This is a genomic window from Novosphingobium olei, from assembly GCF_012927405.1.
In the GTDB taxonomy this organism is placed as follows: Bacteria; Pseudomonadota; Alphaproteobacteria; order Sphingomonadales; family Sphingomonadaceae; genus Novosphingobium; species Novosphingobium olei.
Genome location: NZ_JABBGM010000009.1, coordinates 1 through 17733 on the forward strand (window position 1 = coordinate 1; position 17733 = coordinate 17733).

Sequence of the window (17733 nt, forward strand, 5' to 3'; positions counted from 1 at the left end):
GCCGATCCGGGATAGCCAACGCCCCGCCGGCCACTCGCCACAGCGTTCCTCTTGCCCTCCACGCGCAAGCGCCACGCATGGCGCCCGCGCCGGTCGCGCAGGTCCGTATCTTCCCCACGGCGTTATCGTCCGGGCTCGCCGCCGGATGCGCTTCCATGTCTTGCGGTCAGTCCGCGCGTCGCCGCTCCAGCCAGAACACCATCGCGCTCGCCGCCGCCATGAACAGGAAGGGCATGGCGGGGAAGTGGAAGCGCGACTGGCCCGAAAAGACCATCGCGATCGCGCTCGGGTAGGCGGCGATGGCATAGGGCAGGCACCACCAGTCGACCGCACCCAGCCCCGCGCCCCCTCCGGCCCGTAGCCGCGCCAGCAGGGTCAGCGGAATCGCCAGCAGGGCCAGCGCCAGCACCGCCCAGTAGAGCGCCTGGTTGACGGCGCGGATCAGCAGGAAGGCGCGCGGGTCGTAGTGCTTCGCGCCGGTTTCATAGGCCCAGACGCCTTCGCCGTCGCTGACCCACAACTTGGCGAGCTTCAGCGGCATCAGCACGGCAAAGCGCATCGGGTGGGCCCTGATCCATTCGAGGCCGAGCCGCTTCGCCTCGTCGTCGTAGGTCAGTTCGGTCAGGTCGCGCTGCGCATCGAGCGCGCGCACCACCGGGTCTTCGGGGGTGAAGCCGCCGCGCGCGCTGTCGTTGTTGCCGGTCAGCAGGGTGATCCCGCCGTTGGTCGACACCGCGACGAAGCGCCCCAGCTCGCGCTCGTTGCGCATCGACCAGGGCAGCACAACCGCCCCCGCCAGAGCCAGCACGGCAAGCCCGCGCCCCAGCGTGCGGGGCAGGCGGGGCAGGATCGGCCGTTCGCGCAGCAGCGCGATGCCCAGCACCAGCGGCACCACGATCAGCGTCTGCGCCTTGACCAGCGTGGCCATCCCCAGCACCAGCCCGCCCGCCAGCGTGCGCCAGGCCCCGGGCCGCGCCAGCAGCCAGCAGCTCGCCAGCAGCAGCAGGGTGTAGAACACCTCGGTCAGCGCGAGCGGGGTGTAGAGCACCGCGTTGGGGTAGACCGCATAGCCGAGCAGCGCGAGGCTGGCGGCGCTTTCCGATCCGGTCACCTGCCGTGAGAGATCGAGCAGCAGCCAGCCCGACAGCGCCGCGGCGGCAAGGTTGGCAAGCCCCACCGTCCAGATCGAGGTGCCGAGCAGGCGGAAGGCGACCGACAGCGCCATCGGCCAGCCCGGCGGCCAATAGGCGGTGGCATGGCCATCGTTGGCAAGATAGCCGAGCCCGGCGGCAAGGCTCGCCGCGCGCGAATAGTAGAAATCGGCGTCCGAAGTCGGCGTCACCGCCAGCGCGATCGCGCCCAGCCGCAGCAGCACGAGCAGCGCGAACGCCACCAAGATGAAGCGCCGGTGGAGCAGCAAGCGCTGGAGCAGGGCAGGGGGCGAAGGGTTCACAAGGGTGGTGTCTCGCAGCTTGGCGTAAACATAGCGTTGTCCCGCCAAAGCCGATAGGCAAGCGGCCATGACCGCCGATGCCATTGCCCCTGTCGCCCACCATACCGGCCCTGACGGCCTGCGCCTTGCCCACCGCTTCCTTTCCGGCGCGGAGCCGGCGCTGGTGTTCCTGCCCGGCTACATGTCCGACATGGCGGGATCGAAGGCCGAAGCGGTGCTCGCCCATGCTGCGGCGCAAGGGCGCGCCTGCCTGCTGCTCGATTATTCGGGCTGCGGCCTGTCCGAAGGCGATTTTGCCGATGGCACGCTGTCGCGCTGGCGCGACGAGGTGGTCGACCTGATCGCGGCCAGCGGCATTGCCCGCGCGGTGCTGTGCGGATCGTCGATGGGCGGCTGGCTGATGCTGCTGGTCGCCCGCGCCATTCCGGACAGGACCGCCGCGCTGGTCGGCATCGCCGCCGCGCCCGACTTCACCGACTGGGGCTTCAGCGAGGCGCAGAAGGCGCAGCTTGCCGCTGGGCGCACCATCTTCGAAGACAATCCCTATGGCCCCGAACCCACGCCGACCCACGCCACGTTCTGGCAGGATGGAGAGGCGCAGCGCCAGCTGGGGGGCACGATCCCGTTCGATGGCCCGGTGCGCCTGATCCACGGCCAGGCCGATCCGGACGTGCCGTGGGACGTTTCGCTGCGCCATGCCGCCGCCCTGCGTTCAGCCGATGTGCAGGTCCACCTGATCAAGGACGGCGACCACCGCCTGTCGCGCGAGCAGGACATCGCCCTGCTGCTGCGCACCCTCGATGCCTTGCCCGCGGACGGGGGCTGAGATGCTCCCCGCCCACGGCGCATGAAGGATGCTGACACGCCGATGATCCTGACCCTGCCCCTTCTCGCCGCGATGGCGATGCCTGTTCCGCTGACCCAGCCCGCCCATCTGCAGGTCGGCCCCAATCCTTCGCCGCAGCAGGCATCGCCCCTGCCGATTCCGCGCCGCCGCCGCGTGGTCGAAACCGCGCCGGGCACCGATGGCGCCGCGTCCGAGGAGAAGAAGCAGATGCCAGACCGTCTTGCCGCCTGCCTCGCCACCGGGCGACAGGACCTGACCGCCGGACTCGCTTCGGCGCGGCTGTGGCGCGATGGCGCCAAGACCGATTTCGAGCGCACCCGCGCCAACCAGTGCCTGGGGCTGCTGCTCAACGAAAGCGGCGACTATGCCGGGGCCGAAGGGGCCTTTGCCGCCGCCGTGGCGACGATCCCGCCCGAACAGGCGGCATCGTCGTTCCAGCTGCTCGGCATGGCCGGGAACGCCGCGCTGGCGGGCGGCCATGCCGACAAGGCGGTCGACTGGTTCGACCAGGCGCTGGCGTTGAAAGGCGTGGGCGACAACGCCGCGCGCGCCTCGCTCCAGACCGATCGCGCCCGCGCGCTGGTGGCCGCCGGGCGGATGGCCGAAGCCGGTGGCGCGCTCGATGAAGCGCACCGCCTTGCACCCGAGGACGCCGAAGGCTGGCTGCTGTCGGCAACGCTCGCCCGCCGGGGTGGCGATCTCGACCGGGCCCAGCGCGATATCGAGGTGGCCGCCGCCAAGGATCCGCGCGATCCCGCCATCGGGCTCGAAGCCGGGGTCATCGCCGTGCTGGCGGGGCGCGACGTCGCCGCGATGAAATCGTGGGATTCGGTGATCAAGGCCGCGCCGAACAGCCCGGAGGCAAAGACCGCGCGCGGCTATCTTGAACAACTCGGGCCTGTTCCCACATCCTCTGCAACGGCATCGGCCCCCGCACCGGGTGGCCCCGCAGCGGAAAAGAAGGCCACGCCATGAAGCTATCCGTCCTCGATCTGGTCCCCGTGGTCGAGGGCGGCACGGTCGGCCAGGCGCTCGCCGATGCGGCGGCGCTGGCGCAGACCGCCGAGGCCTGCGGCTACAACCGCTACTGGGTGGCCGAACATCACGGCATGGAAGGCATCGCCAGCGCCGCGGTCGCGGTCACGCTGGCGCACGTCGGGCACGCCACCAAGACCATCCGCATCGGCGCGGGCGGCATCATGCTGCCCAACCACAACCCGCTGGTGATCGCCGAACAGTTCGGCACGCTGGACGCGCTGTTTCCCGGCCGCATCGATCTGGGGCTGGGCCGCGCGCCCGGGGCTGACCAGCGCATCGTCCAGGCGCTGCGCAAGGACGTGAACCGCGCGGCCGAGCACTTCGCCGACGACGTGTTCGAACTCCAGCTGCAGTTCGCCGGCGACAGCCGCCTGCATCTGCAGGCAACGCCGGGGCTGGGCTCTGCGCCGCAGATGTGGATCCTGGGATCGAGCCTGTTCGGCGCGCAGCTCGCGGCGATGCTGGGCTTGCCCTATGCCTTCGCCTCGCACTTCGCGCCCGATCACCTCGATGCCGCGCTCAAGATGTATCGCGAACGGTTCACCCCGTCGGCCACCCTCGACAAGCCTTACTGCGCCGCCGCGATCAACGTGATCGCCGCGCCCACCGACGAGGAAGCGGTGCTGCTCGCCTCGTCGATGGACCAGAGCTTCGTGCGGCTGCGCAGCGGCAATCCGGGCAAGCTGCCGCCGCCGGTGCCGGGCTATCGCGATACGCTGCCGCCGCAGGCCGAAGCCATGCTGGCCCACATGCGCCAGGTTTCCGCGATCGGCAGCCCGCGCACCGTGCGCGAACGGCTCGAAGCGTTCCAGGCGCGCACCGGCGCGGACGAACTGATCGTTTCAGGATCGACCTTCGATCCGGCGCTGCGTCGCCGCTCGCTCGAACTGACGATGGAAGCGGTCTCGGGCCCCGTTCCCGCTTGAAGGCCTGGCTGCGCGACTAAGCATTCGCGCGGAACGGACTCGCCCGCACGCTGTTAACGCGGCCAAGTCTAGCGTGGATTCGCGGGCGACGAGCATCTTGAAGTTGCGTAACGAAAAGAATATCACGCGTACGATTGCAACAGTGCAATGACATAAAATTATAACGACGCGACATCGCATCGCGCCGGTCCAGCGGGAAGAACGCCATGGCCACGAGTTCCATCGACCCCACCGCCGCCCCAGCCACGGGCATCGATCCGTCTGGCGCGCTGGCGACCACGCTTGCCAGCCGCTTCGCCGCTTCGCTCCTCCCCGCCGAAAAGGCCGATTTCGACAGCCAGCGCCTGGCCGAGGCGGCGCGCTTTGCGATGATCGCCGCGCACCGCCGGCGCGGCAGCGAAGCATCGATGGCGATCGAGAGCGTGGGCGGCAGCGAAACCAGCGCGCGGTACCTGCGCATCGCGGTGGTCAACGACGACATGCCGTTCCTGGTCGATTCGATCACCGCGACGATTGCCGCGCAGGGCCTGTCGATCGACCGGCTGGTCCACCCGGTGGTGGCCGTCCGGCGCGATGGCGATGGCCACCTGGTGGCGCTGCCCGATGGCGATGCGCCGGGCGAAAGCCGCGAATCGATCGTCTATCTCGAAACCGAACGCGCCGATGCCAAGGCCCGGCGTGACCTGACCAGCGCGCTCGCCGCCACGCTCGACGATGTTCACGCCGCCGTGGCCGACTGGCCGCGGATGCAGGCGGCGATGCAGGAAGATGCGCGCCGCCTGGCCGATCCGGAGGGCGCCGCGCTGCTGCGCTGGCTGGCCGATGGCATGCTGACGCAGCTGGGCCACGTCACCCGCCGCCGCGATGGCAGCGAAGGCGAAAAGCTCGGCATCTGCCGCGCCAGCGACCAGCCGCTGCTCGCCGCTGCCTCGTACGAACGCGCCTTCGCCTGGTTCGACCACGTGGGTGCTGATGGAGCCGGCCGTGCGCCGCTGATCGTCAAGGCCAACCGCATCGCGCGCGTCCACCGCCGCGTGCCGCTAGACTTGTTCATCGTGCCCGTGATCGAACAGGGGCAGGTGGTGGCGATCTCGATCCACGCCGGGGTGTGGACCAGCGCCGCGCTGGCCGCCGCGCCCGATCGCATCCCGCGCATGCGCACCCAGCTTGCCGACCTGATGGACAAGTTCGACTTCGCGCCGCAGGGCCATGCCGGCAAGGCGCTGGTCCATGCGCTGACCGCGCTGCCGCACGACCTGCTGATCGGCTTCGACGACCACGATCTGGAACGCATCGCCACCACGATGATGAGCCTGGTCGACCGACCGCGCCCGCGCCTCGCGCTGGTCCGCGCCCCGCTCGCCCGCCATCTCTTCGCCTTCGTGTGGCTGCCGCGCGACGTGCAGTCGACCGAGGTGCGCCTGCAGGTGAAGGCGATGCTCGAGGCCGAGACCGGCGCGCAAGTGCTCGACTGGAGCCTGCAGGTCGAAGGCAGCACGCTCGCCATGATGCGCTTCGTGCTCGACATTCGCGACGGGCAGGACGTGCCCGACGAAGCCGCGCTGGATGCGGCGCTGCAGGCGATGGTGCGCGGATGGGCCGGCGCGGTCGAGGCCGAGCTTGCCCGCACCGAGGAGCCGTCGCGCGCCGCCGCGCTCGCCACCCGCTATGCCGAAGCGTTCCCGGTCGGCTATCGCGCCGCGCAAGGCGCAAGCGAGGCGGCGGACGACATCCGCGTGCTGCGCGGCCTCAACGGCACCAACGCCCCGCGCCGCGCCGCGCGCCTCCACCGTCTGGCGGGTGAGGAAGGGCTGCGGCTCAAGCTCTACCAGCGCGAAGGCGCCATCGTCCTGTCGGACGCGGTGCCGGTGCTGGAAAACTTCGGCTTCCGCGTGCTGGAAGAAGTGCCCACCGCGCTCGACAAGGGGCGACTGGGCTTCATTCACGATTTCCTCGTCGGCACGCCCGTGGGCAGCAACCCGGACGACCTGCTGGCGCGCGCAGGCGCGATCGAGGCCTCGCTTGCCGCCGTGCTCAACGGAGGGGCCGAGGACGATGCGTTCAACCGCCTGATCGTGGCGGTGGGCCTGTCCGCGCCCGAGGCGAACTGGCTGCGCGCGTGGTTCCGTTACCTGCGCCAGACGGGCCTCACCTTCACCATCCAGACCGTGGTCGATGCGCTGCGCAATGCGGGTGCGGTCACGCGCGGGCTCGTCGCGCTGTTCGCCGCCCGGCATGATCCGAAATTCGCCGGCGACCGTGCCAAGGCCGAAGGCGATGCGGCCGAGGCGATCCGCGCCGGGCTTGCGGGCGTGGCCGCGATCAACGACGACCGCCTGCTGCGCGCCTTCCGCGCCGTGGTCGAAGCGGTGCTGCGCACCAATGCCTTTGCCCCGGCGGCGGAGGAAGCGCTGGCCTTCAAGATCGATTCGTCGCTCGTACCCGGCCTGCCCCGGCCGGTGCCGTGGCGCGAGATCTTCGTCTATTCGCCGCGCGTCGAAGGCATTCACTTGCGCGCCGGGCCCGTCGCGCGCGGCGGCCTGCGCTGGTCGGACCGGCGCGACGACTTCCGCACCGAAATCCTTGGCCTGATGAAGGCGCAGCGCGTGAAGAACGCGGTGATCGTGCCGACCGGGGCCAAGGGCGGGTTCTATCCCAAGCAGCTGCCCGATCCTGCGACCGACCGCGAAGGCTGGCTGGCCGAAGGCAAGGCCAGCTACCAGGTGTTCATCCGCACGCTGCTGTCGATCACCGACAACATCGTCGAAAACAAGGTGGTCCATCCGGCCGGCGTGGTCATCCGCGATGGCGAGGATCCGTACTTCGTGGTCGCCGCCGACAAGGGCACCGCGACCTTCTCCGACGTTGCCAACGCCATCGCCGCCGAACGCGATTTCTGGCTCGACGACGCTTTCGCCAGCGGCGGCTCGAAGGGCTATGACCACAAGGCGATGGGCATCACCGCCAAGGGCGCGTGGCTGTCGGTGCGGCGCCATTTCCTGGAAATGGGCGTCGACGTGCAGTCCGAACCGGTGCGCGTGGCGGGCTGCGGCGACATGTCGGGCGACGTGTTCGGCAACGGCATGCTGCTCAGCCAGTCGATCAAGCTGGTCGCCGCGTTCGACCACCGTCACGTGTTCCTCGATCCCGATCCCGATCCGGCGGCAAGCTGGACGGAACGCGCGCGCATGTTCGCGCTGCCCCGGTCGAGCTGGGACGATTACGACAAGAGCCTGATTTCCGAAGGCGGCGGCGTCTTCCCGCGCACGATGAAGGCAATTCCGCTGTCGCCGCAGGTGCAGGCGCTGCTCGGCGTTGCGCTCGACGAGATCGACCCCGACACGCTGATCTCGCTGATCCTGCAGAGCCCGGTGGACCTGCTGTGGTTCGGCGGCATCGGCACGTATGTGCGGGCAAGCCACCAGAACAACGTCGAAGTGGGCGATCCCGCCAACGACACCGTTCGCGTCGCTGCCAACGAAGTGCGCGCCAAGGTGATCGGCGAAGGCGCCAACCTTGGCACCACGCAGGCCGCCCGCATTGAATTCGCTCTCCACGGCGGGCGCATCAACACCGACTTCATCGACAATTCGGCCGGCGTCGATTGTTCGGACAACGAGGTCAACATCAAGATCGCGCTCGCTGCGGCCAAGCGCGCCGGCCACCTCGACGAGGACGGCCGCGTCGCGCTGCTGACCGAGATGACCGACGCGGTCGCGCACCTGGTGCTGGAAGACAACCGGCTGCAGGCGCTCGCCCTGTCGATTGCCGAGCGCGGCGGTGCCGGTGCGGTGCCGGCGCAGTCGCGGGTGATCGACGTGCTGGAAGAAGGCGGCGATCTCGACCGCAAGACCGAGGGCCTCGCCAGCGCCGAGGACTACGCCCGCCGTGCGGGCGCCGGGCTGGGCCTCACCCGCCCGGAACTCGCCGTGCTGCTGTCGAGCGCCAAGCTGGTGCTGCAGCGCGCGCTGGAAGACAGCCCCGTGGTCGACGATCCGGTGATGGAAGTCGAACTTGTCGCCGCGTTCCCGCCGCAGATGCAGGAACGCTTCGAAACCGAGATCGTCCACCACCGCCTGCGCCGCGAAATCATCGCGACCAAGCTCGCCAACCGCATCATCAACCGCATGGGCCCGGTCCATCCGTTCGAACTGATGGAAGAGGAAGGCTGCACGCTGGCGCAAGTCGCCGCCGCCTTCGTCGCCGCCGAACGGCTGCTCGACCTGCCCGAAACGTGGGCGCTGCTCGATGACACGGCGATGGCCGAAGACCAGCGCATCGCCATGTTCGAACGCGTGGCGCGGGGCCTTCGCGGCCATGTCGCCGATGTGCTGCGCGCCGGGCGCGGCACGCTTTCGCCCGATGCGCTGATCGAGGATCTGGCCGGCGGTGTCGGCCTGCTGTCGCACACCGCGGCCGAACTGCTGCGCGGCGAAGCGCAGGCGCAGGCGGCGCGGATGCGGCAGGACCTTGCGGCCCAGGGCGTGCCCGATGCGATCGTCGATCGCGTGGCGCACTTGTTCGATCTCGACGGTGCGATCGGCCTGGCCCACCTTGCGGGCGAGCTGAACGTCGATGCGGCGCGGCTTACGGGCGCGTTCGCCGATCTGGGCGCGGGGCTGGGGCTCGACTGGGCGCAGCAGGCGGCCAGCCGGTCCAACCCGTCGGACACGTGGGAACGGCTGCTGGTTTCGGGCCTTGCGCGCGATTTCCAGCAGATGCGCTTGGACTTCCTTGCCCGCAACGGCGGCGGCGATCCCGATGGCGGCGTCGCGCGCTGGTTCGCCGCGCACGAAGTGCCGGTGCGCCAGTTCCGCGCGCTGATCACCCGGGCGCAGGCGAATCCGGTGCCCGCGCCCGCCATGCTCGCCCAGATCGCCAGCCAGGCGCGCACGCTGCTGATGCGCTGAGTTTGGCCCGATCCGACTTTTTGCCCAATCCGACTTTTTGACCGGGATTAGTTGACGCGTCCGTCTTTTCTGCCAATTCGGCCACCAAACGTGGAGGATCGTGGCATGGATAAGGCGGACGTTGTCATTGTCGGGGCCGGGCACGGCGGGGCGCAGGCGGCGATCGCCTTGCGGCAGAACGGGTTCGAAGGCTCGATCCTGGTGCTGGGACGCGAACCCGAGCTGCCCTATGAACGCCCGCCGCTGTCCAAGGAATACCTGGCCCGCGACAAGACCTTCGACCGCATCCTGATCCGCCCGGCGCAGTTCTGGGAAGACAAGAAGGTCACCATGGCCCTGGGCCGCGAAGTGACCAAGGTCGATGCCGTGGCCAAGGTCCTGACCCTGGCCGATGGATCGAGCGTCGAATACGGCTCGCTGATCTGGGCAGCGGGCGGCGATCCGCGCCGCCTGTCGTGCGCCGGGGCCGATCTTGCCGGCGTCCACGCCGTGCGCACGCGCGCCGATGTCGATACGCTGATGGGCCAGCTCGATGCCGGCGCGAAGACCGCGGTGGTGATCGGCGGCGGCTACATCGGGCTGGAAGCGGCAGCGGTGCTGACCAAGTTCGGCGTGCACGTGACCCTGCTCGAAGCGCTGCCGCGCGTGCTGGCGCGCGTCGCGGGCGAAGCGCTGTCGACCTTCTACCAGGACGAACACCGCGCCCACGGCGTGGACCTGCGCACCGAGGTCGCGGTCGACTGCATCGAGGGCGACGGCGCCCAGGTGACCGGCGTGAAGCTGGCCGATGGCAGCGTCCTGCCGGCCGAGATCGTGATCGTCGGCATCGGCATCATCCCCTCGGTCGGCCCGCTGCTGAGCGCGGGCGCGGCGGGTGGCAATGGCGTCGACATCGACGAATACTGCCGCACCTCGCTGCCCGACGTCTACGCGATCGGCGATTGCGCGGCCCATGCCAACGATTTCGCCGATGGCGCGGTGATCCGCCTCGAATCGGTGCAGAATGCCAACGACCAGGGGACCACCGCGGCCAAGGCGATCTGCGGCAATCCGGTGCCGTACAAGGCAACCCCGTGGTTCTGGTCCAACCAGTATGACCTGCGCCTGCAGACCGTGGGCCTGTCGACCGGGCACGATGCCACGGTGCTGCGCGGCGATCCGGCAACGCGCTCGTTTTCGGTGATCTACCTCAAGGGCGGCAAGGTGATCGCGCTCGACTGCGTGAACATGGTCAAGGACTATGTGCAGGGCAAGAAGCTGGTCGAAACGCGCGCCGCCATCGCGCCGGAAAAGCTCGCCGATGCCGCCGTGCCGCTCAAGGAACTTGTCTAGATCCTCGCTCTGATCTCACAGTTCCGTCCGTCCTGAGCTTGTCGAAGTACCGCTCTTGTTCTTCGCGGGTTGCGCTGCGTTGCAAGGGGAAGGACAGCCCTTCGACAAGCTCAGGGCAGGCGGGGTTGGGGTGATGCGAGCCGCGCGAGCGCCCAGCGGGCGGCTTCGGCCACCGCGGGGTCGGGGTCGTTGAGCAGGGCGGTAACGGGGCCTGCCAGCGCCGCATCGCCGCTGTTGCCGGCGGCGTAGAGGCAGTTGCGCACCATCCGGTCGCGGCCGATGCGCTTGATCGGGGAGCCGGCGAACACCCGGCGGAAGGTCGCATCGTCGAGCGCGAGCAGTTCGGCCAGCTTGGGCGCCACGAGTTCGGCGCGGGGGAGGTAGGCGCGGTTGGCCTGCGCCGCCCTGGCGAACGAGTTCCACGGGCACACCGCCAGGCAATCGTCGCAGCCGTAGATGCGGTTGCCGAGCCCGGCGCGTAAGGTTTCGGGCACCGGGCCCTTGTGCTCGATGGTGAGGTAGGAGACGCAGCGCCGCGCATCGAGGCGGTAGGGCGCGGGGAAGGCCTGCGTGGGGCAGGCATCCTGGCAGGCGCGGCACGATCCGCAGCGGTCCGCGTGGGGGGTGTCGAACGGCAGGTCGATCGTGGTGAACACCGCGCCCAGGAACAGCCAGCTGCCGTGGGTGCGGCTGACCATGTTGGTGTGCTTGCCCTGCCAGCCTAGCCCCGCCGCCTGTCCCAGCGGCTTTTCCATCACCGGGGCGGTGTCGACGAAGACCTTGACCTCCGCCCCCGGCACTTGCGCCACCAGCCAGCGTGCCAGCGCCTTGAGCGCGCGCTTCACCACGTCGTGATAGTCGGCCCCTTGCGCATAGACCGAGATGCGGCCCCGGTCTGGCACGTCCGCCAGCGCCAGCGGATCGTGCGCGGGGGCATAGCTCATGCCCAGCGCGATCACGCTTTTCGCTTCGGGCCAGAGCGACTGCGGCCCGCGCCGGTGGTGCAGGCGGGTTTCCATCCAGTCCATGGTGCCGTGCGCGCCTTCGCCCAGCCACTGCTCCAGCCGTTCGCCGCGCAACGGATCGTCGGCGGCGGGCGCAATGCCGCAGGCGGCAAAGCCCAAAGCCTCGGCCTCGGCCCTGATCTTTTGGGCAAGTGCTGCGTGCGCGTTAACCAAACTTGCTGTCCCGCTCGTTCATCGCCTAGGGTTAACGCCTCGCAGTCATGAAGATCCAGCTAGGGGAATGGGCGGTGTCGGGCAATCATGGCGATGCTGCCGCTGTTGACGCTTGCGGAGCGGAACTGGCCATCGAAGCGCGCGCGCTGGTCAAGCGGTTCGACGATTTCACCGCGGTCGACGGGGTCGACATCAGCGTTCCCAAGGGCGCGATCTACGGCATTCTCGGCCCCAACGGCGCGGGCAAGACCACCACGCTGCGCATGCTGCTGGGCATCATCGATCCCGATTCGGGCACCCGCCGCGTGCTCGGCTCCGACCGGCCGACCGAGGTTGCCCGGCGCATCGGCTACCTGCCCGAAGAGCGCGGGCTGTACCCGGCGATGAAGGCGACCGATGCCATCGCCTTCCTCGCCGCGCTGCGCGGGGTGCCGCTGGCGGAAGGGCGGCGCAAGGGGCGCGAACTGCTCGAAGCGCATGGCCTTGGCTATGCCGCCGACCGCCAGATTCGCCAGCTTTCCAAGGGCATGGCGCAGCAGGTGCAACTGCTCGGCACGCTGGTCCACCAGCCCGATCTGGTGGTGTTCGACGAACCGTTTTCGGGCCTCGACGCGCTCAACCAGGGCAAGCTCGAACGCACGATCCGCGATCTGGCGGCGCGTGGCACCACGGTGATCTTTTCGACCCACGTGATCGCCCACGCCGAGCGGCTGTGCGACCAGGTGGCGATCATCGCCGGGGGCAAGGTGCCGTTTGCCGGGCCCGTGGACGCCGCGCGCGATCGGCTGCGCCCGCAGGTGCGGCTGGAAACACGTGTTGCAGATGGGCCGTGGCGCGCCGCACTGCCCGCCGATGCGCGGCACGAAGGCGCGTTCTGGTACTTCACCCTGCCCGAAAGCGGGATCGAGCCGCTGCTGCGCGCGCTGATCGAAGGGGAGGCGGGGATCCTCAGCCTGTCGATCGAGCGGGCCGGCCTGCACGATGCCTTCGTCGCCATCGCGGGCGAAGCGGCGGCCAGGGCGCTGGAGGAAAGCGCGGCCGAAGCGGCGCAAGGACGCCAAGCGAAAGGAGGGCGCCGCTGATGCTGCCTGAAAAACTGCGCGCGGCCTTCGTCGTCGCCCGGCGCGATTTCGTCGCGGTGATCTTTTCCAAGACCTTCATCTTCTTCCTGCTGGGGCCGCTGTTCCCACTGGTGATCGGCGCGATGGCGGGGTCGATCGGTGCGCAAGTGCAGCGCGATCTCGACAATCCGTCGATCGGCGTTGCCATGCCCGCGCACCAGGGTGACCGGCTGGTTCGTGCGCGCAACGCCATGGCCGACCGCATGGCCGGGCAAGTGCCCGATTTCGTCGTGCTGGACCGCCTGCGCGATGGCGAGACGTTCGATGCGCGCGCCGAACTCGCCAAGGGCAGCGGCGTTGCGGCCGTGGTCACCGGCACGCTCGATGCGCCGGTGCTGACCGGCCCGCAGGGGCGCATCGGCGATTGGCAGGGAATGATCTCGACCTTCGCCGCCCGCGCCCGCACGGCGAGCCCGACCGCCTTTCCCGAAGTGCGCGGCGACGTGGTGCAGACCACCGCCGCCAGCCAGCGCAACGGCCGCATCGCCACCGCGCAGGGCGGGCAGGTGCTGCTGTTCCTGCTGACCATGCTGCTCGCCGGCATGGTGCTGTCCAACCTGGTGGAGGAAAAGGGCAACAAGATCATCGAGGTGCTGGCCGCGGCCATCCCGATGGACGCACTGTTCCTGGGCAAGCTGTTCGCCATGCTGGCGGTCAGCCTTGTCGGCATCGCCGTGTGGGGCACGGCCTATGGCGCGCTGGTGATGGCCGGCATGCGATCGATGCCCGAACTGGCGACGCCGGCGGTGGGCTGGCCGGTGTTCCTGGTGCTGGGCTTCCTCTACTTCGCCATGGCCTACCTGCTGCTGGGGTCGCTGTTCCTGTCGATCGGCGGCATGGCGACGACGGTGCGCGAAGTGCAGACGCTGTCGATGCCGGTGACGATGATGCAGCTGATGGTGTTCTTCTTCGCCAGCTTCGCGCTGGCTCGGCCGGGCACCTGGATCGAATGGGCGGCCATCCTGTTCCCGGTCAGCTCGCCCTTCGCGATGATCGCGCAGGCCGCGCAGAAGCCGGCGCTGTGGCCGCATCTGCTGGCGCTCGGCTGGCAGGCCACGTGGGTGCTGCTGATCGTGCGGATGGGCGCGCAGCTGTTCCGCCGCACCGTGCTGAAATCGGGGGCGAGTGGGCGTCCGGCGCGGCGTTCGATCTTCGCGATGTTGCGAAAACCGGCCTAATTGACACTCGTGTAGGTTGCGCGGATAGTACGCGCACAAGGCGGCCGTCGGACGGGCGAGTCGCCGCGCATGAGAGGATCCGCATGGCCACGCAACTCGCGCCCGAGGCACCTGCTTTCACCTATCGCCGTTCGCCCACCGCCAACGAAGCGTTCGAGGAATGGCTGCGCAGCAATCCGCAGGCGCTGCCGACGCACACCCACCCGTGGGACGTCAGCCGCTCCGACATCTACGTCAACGACACCTGGGGCCCGATCTTCCGCGAAATGCGCGAGAAGGCGCCCGTCAACAAGGTGACCGGCACGCCCTATGGCGATTACTGGAACGTGGCGAGCCACCAGGCGATCAGCCATGTCGAGGCGCTGCCCGAGCTGTTCTCCTCGTCGTGGCGCCATGGCGGCATCACCATCGGCGATCCGCCGGCCGACATTGATCCCGAAGTGCTCGCCGAACGGCAGCTGCCGATGTTCATCGCGATGGACCGGCCCGAGCACACCGGCCAGCGCCGCACCGTGGCGCCCGCCTTCACGCCCGCCAAGATCGTGGAGATGGAGGCGGAAATCCGCCGCCGCACCGCCACCGTGCTCGATTCGCTGCCGGTCGGCGAAAAGTTCGACTGGGTCGACAAGGTTTCGATCGAGCTGACCACGGGCATGCTCGCGATCCTGTTCGGCTTCCCGTGGGAAGACCGCCGCCTGCTGACGTTCTGGTCGGACTGGGCGGGCGATGTCGAGCTGACGCTGGCGCGCGATCTGGCCGACGACCGCCACGCGATCCTGATGGAGATGGCGCACTATTTCCAGCGCCTGTGGATGGAGCGGATGGGGGCGGCGCCGACGCCCGACCTCATCTCGATGATGATCCATTCCGAGGCGATGAGCCACATGAGCCCGCAGGAGTTCATGGGCAACCTGGTGCTGCTGATCGTGGGCGGCAACGATACCACGCGCAACACCATGTCGGGCATCGTCCACGCGCTGCACACCTTCCCGGACCAGCGCGCGATCCTGGAAGCCGATGCATCGGTGATCCCCAACGCGGTGCAGGAATGCATCCGCTTCGTGACGCCGCTTGCCCACATGCGCCGCACCGCCACCGCCGATACCGAGCTGTTCGGCAACCAGATCAAGGCCGGCGACAAGCTGGTGATGTGGTACCTTTCGGCCAACCGCGACGAAGCCGTGTTCCCCATTGCCGACAAGCTGCTGGTGGAGCGCGAGAACGCCCGCCGGCACCTGTCGTTCGGCTATGGCATCCACCGCTGCGTGGGCGCGCGCCTTGCCGAACTGCAGCTGCGCGTGCTGCTCGAGGAAATGCGCGAACGCCGCATGCGCGTGCACGTGACGGGCGAGGTCAAGCGGGTGCGCGCGAACTTCGTCCACGGCTTCCGCAAGCTGGAAGTCGAAGTCGAACGCTACTGAGAAAAGCGGCCCTGAACGCGCGCGTGATCCCGGTCATCGCGCGTTCAGGGACGAATCGCTAGCCAGACTGTGTCCGGCGGCGGTTTATCCCTCCCCCACCACAGCCGGATCGAACCGCCGGAGGCGGGCACCCAGCCCCCCCTAGCCCGTCTCCGGCAAGGTTCCATTGCTTCCCGGCAAGCGCTTCCCATATCCGGCCGGGCCACCAGGCCAGACCTCAGGCCGAACATCAGGAAAGCTGCGATGCCCCACGCGCCCTTGTCCGCTCCCGCCAGCCGCCGCCAGATCCTTGGCGGGATCGCCGCGGTTTCGACGCTGGCGCTGGCCAGTGCCTGCGGTGCGACGCCGGTGGCGCAGGGCAACTTCCCGGTGCGCTTCAGCGATGCCGAATGGAAGAAGCGGCTGACCCCGGAACAATACTATATCCTGCGCCAGGCCGGCACGGAGCGGCCGTTCACTTCGCCCCTGCTCAACGAACACCGCAAGGGCACGTTCGTCTGCGCGGCGGACGGCAATGCGCTGTTCGCCTCTGCCACCAAGTTCGACAGCGGCACCGGCTGGCCCAGCTTCTGGAAGCCGCTCGACCGCGCGGTGGCGACGACCACCGATCGCAGCTTCGGCATGAACCGAACCGAAGTGCACTGCACCCGCTGCGGCGGGCACTTGGGCCACGTGTTCGACGATGGCCCGAAGCCGACCGGGCTGCGGTATTGCATGAACGGCGATGCGATGAAGTTCCGGCCGGGCTGACGCTTCGGCCAGGTCTGCATCGTCGGGCGGCGTAGCCCTTTTAGGTTGCCGCCCGCCGGCAACGCTATCGCCGCACGCGGCGCCGTGCCATGAGGCGCCTCGCGATGCGCCTCATCAAGCTGTTCCTGCTGTTGCCGCTGCTGGTGCTCCTGCTGGTGGCGGGCGTCATCCGCGATCGCGATCCGCTGCGCCAGCTCCGGCTCGAGCCGCAGGGCGCGCTGGGGCTCACCGATCTGCTGGGGGCATCGGGCCCGATCGCGGTCGGCCCGGACGTGCAGATCGTCGGTGCCTGGGCGATGCGGGGCGGGTTCCCCCTGTTCGGCAACTATTCGGCGCTGACCTTCCTGCCCGATGGCCGCCTGTTCGCGCTGGGAGACCGCAACAGCTACCTGGTGATGCAGACGCCCGATCGCGGTACGGGGCCGGTCGCCGTGGGGATGCCGTTCCCGGCGACCTGGCCAGACCTGCACATTTCGACCGACGCCGAATCGGTCAGCGCGATTGCCGGCACGGGGCAGCTGCTGGTGGGGCGCGAAGGCACCGATCGCCTGGCGGTGTTCGATCCCGACATGACGCGTTTCCATGAAATCCGGGCGCGCGAGTTGCGCGAATGGGGCTTCAACCAGGGGCCCGAAGCAATGCGCCAGCTCGCCGACGGGCGGCTGGTGCTGATCGCCGAGATGCGGCAGCACTGGTACGACCGCAGCCGCTATCCCGGCTTCGTCTTCCGCGGCATTCCGCAGCCGGGCGAACGTCCGGGGCGCTTCGTGCTCGACATGCCCGAAGGTTTCCGCCCGACCGAGCTGGCGCAGTTGCCCGATGGGCGGGTGCTGGTGCTGGGCCGCAAGTTCACCGTCACCGGCTTCTACAGCGTGATCGTCACCGCCGAACCCAAGGACATCCGCGCCGGGGCCGAAGTGCGCACGCAGGAAATCGCGCGGATCGGCGATTCGCGGGTGCGGGAAAACTACGAAGGGATGGCGGTGCGGCCCGAACGCGATGGATCAGCCACGATCTGGCTGGTTTCGGACAGCAACACGATGGTCTGGCTGCAGCGAACGATCCTGCTCAAGCTGCATGTCCGAAAGGCGGGGGAAGCCGCCGGTCGGAGCGATCCCCGGGTGGGCTGAGCCACCCCTGGGACCGTTCGGGAAAGGCCGGCTGCGCCCGTGCGCGCCGGCCCGTTGTCCCGGATCAGGCGGCGGTGGCGACCGCCTTGACCAGCTCGCGCTTCACCTTGAGCGCGCGCGGGGAAAGCTTCGTGTCCGACTGCTTGAGCAGCCAGTTGTCGAGGCCGCCGTTGTGCTCCACCGAGCGCAGGCCGTGGGTCGAGACGCGGAACTTGAAGCTGCGGTCCAGCTTCTCGCTCATCAGCGTGACGTTCTGCAGGTTGGGCAGGAACAGACGCTTGGTCTTGTTGTTGGCGTGGCTCACGTTGTGACCGACTTGGCGGCCCTTACCGGTCAGTTCGCAGATACGCGACATGGTCAAAACTCGCTTCGTGTGTTCGATAAACCTATCGGGAAGGCGCGGCCTTTATCGATTCAGGGCGCGAAGTCAAGGATTCGCGGGCGCAGAT

13 protein-coding genes are annotated in these 17733 nt (G+C 69.0%); 10 read left to right on the top strand and 3 right to left on the bottom strand.

Features of this window, described 5'->3' with window-relative positions:
* Positions 1–166: 166 nt before the first annotated feature.
* A complete protein-coding gene (locus HHL27_RS16615; RefSeq protein WP_338114930.1) occupies positions 167–1453 on the bottom strand; it encodes a glycosyltransferase family 39 protein in 1287 nt (428 codons plus the stop codon).
* A 67-nt stretch (positions 1454–1520) separates the two neighbouring features.
* On the opposite strand from HHL27_RS16615, the gene HHL27_RS16620 reads away from it, so the two are divergent.
* The 5 genes from HHL27_RS16620 to HHL27_RS16640 all read left to right on the top strand — a co-directional run bounded on the left by HHL27_RS16620 (position 1521) and on the right by HHL27_RS16640 (position 10506).
* On the top strand, positions 1521–2279 hold the full coding sequence (locus HHL27_RS16620) for an alpha/beta fold hydrolase (RefSeq protein WP_169494512.1): 759 nt from the start codon (positions 1521–1523) through the stop codon (positions 2277–2279).
* Positions 2280–2300: 21 nt separating this feature from the next.
* Positions 2301–3275, top strand: a complete 975-nt coding sequence (locus HHL27_RS16625; RefSeq protein ID WP_169494513.1) for a tetratricopeptide repeat protein — start codon at positions 2301–2303, stop codon at positions 3273–3275.
* Complete coding sequence (locus HHL27_RS16630; RefSeq protein WP_169494514.1) at positions 3272–4264, top strand: LLM class flavin-dependent oxidoreductase; 993 nt, start codon at positions 3272–3274, stop codon at positions 4262–4264. Before HHL27_RS16625 ends, HHL27_RS16630 begins: the two co-directional genes overlap by 4 nt.
* A gap of 206 nt (positions 4265–4470) precedes the next feature.
* On the top strand, positions 4471–9174 hold the full coding sequence (locus HHL27_RS16635; RefSeq protein ID WP_169494515.1) for an NAD-glutamate dehydrogenase: 4704 nt from the start codon (positions 4471–4473) through the stop codon (positions 9172–9174).
* Between the two features lie 105 nt (positions 9175–9279).
* The gene (locus tag HHL27_RS16640) at positions 9280–10506 is read left to right on the top strand and encodes an NAD(P)/FAD-dependent oxidoreductase (protein ID WP_169494516.1); all 1227 of its coding nucleotides are present in this window, start codon (positions 9280–9282) and stop codon (positions 10504–10506) included.
* Between the two features lie 110 nt (positions 10507–10616).
* Here the strand turns inward: HHL27_RS16640 and queG are convergent, their stop codons facing one another.
* On the bottom strand, positions 10617–11684 hold the full coding sequence (gene queG, locus HHL27_RS16645; protein WP_169494517.1) for a tRNA epoxyqueuosine(34) reductase QueG: 1068 nt from the start codon (positions 11682–11684) through the stop codon (positions 10617–10619).
* 47 nt (positions 11685–11731) lie between these two features.
* On the opposite strand from queG, the gene HHL27_RS16650 reads away from it, so the two are divergent.
* The 5 genes from HHL27_RS16650 (at position 11732) to HHL27_RS16670 (ending at position 17284) form a co-directional block, all read left to right on the top strand.
* Complete coding sequence (locus tag HHL27_RS16650; RefSeq protein ID WP_240959929.1) at positions 11732–12766, top strand: ABC transporter ATP-binding protein; 1035 nt, start codon at positions 11732–11734, stop codon at positions 12764–12766.
* A complete protein-coding gene (locus HHL27_RS16655) occupies positions 12766–13983 on the top strand; it encodes an ABC transporter permease (protein WP_169494518.1) in 1218 nt (405 codons plus the stop codon). The genes HHL27_RS16650 and HHL27_RS16655 overlap by 1 nt, the downstream gene beginning before the upstream one ends.
* Before the next feature lie 83 nt (positions 13984–14066).
* Complete coding sequence (locus HHL27_RS16660; protein ID WP_169494519.1) at positions 14067–15404, top strand: cytochrome P450; 1338 nt, start codon at positions 14067–14069, stop codon at positions 15402–15404.
* Positions 15405–15647: 243 nt separating this feature from the next.
* Positions 15648–16154, top strand: a complete 507-nt coding sequence (gene msrB / locus HHL27_RS16665; RefSeq protein ID WP_169494520.1) for a peptide-methionine (R)-S-oxide reductase MsrB — start codon at positions 15648–15650, stop codon at positions 16152–16154.
* 104 nt (positions 16155–16258) lie between these two features.
* Positions 16259–17284, top strand: coding sequence for an esterase-like activity of phytase family protein (locus HHL27_RS16670; RefSeq protein ID WP_169494521.1), 1026 nt, complete (start codon positions 16259–16261; stop codon positions 17282–17284).
* Positions 17285–17348: 64 nt separating this feature from the next.
* Here HHL27_RS16670 and rpmB read toward each other — a convergent pair whose 3' ends face one another.
* Positions 17349–17639 (bottom strand): 50S ribosomal protein L28, encoded by a 291-nt coding sequence (rpmB, locus tag HHL27_RS16675; protein WP_169494522.1) that lies wholly within the window; start codon positions 17637–17639, stop codon positions 17349–17351.
* Positions 17640–17733: the final 94 nt, after the last annotated feature.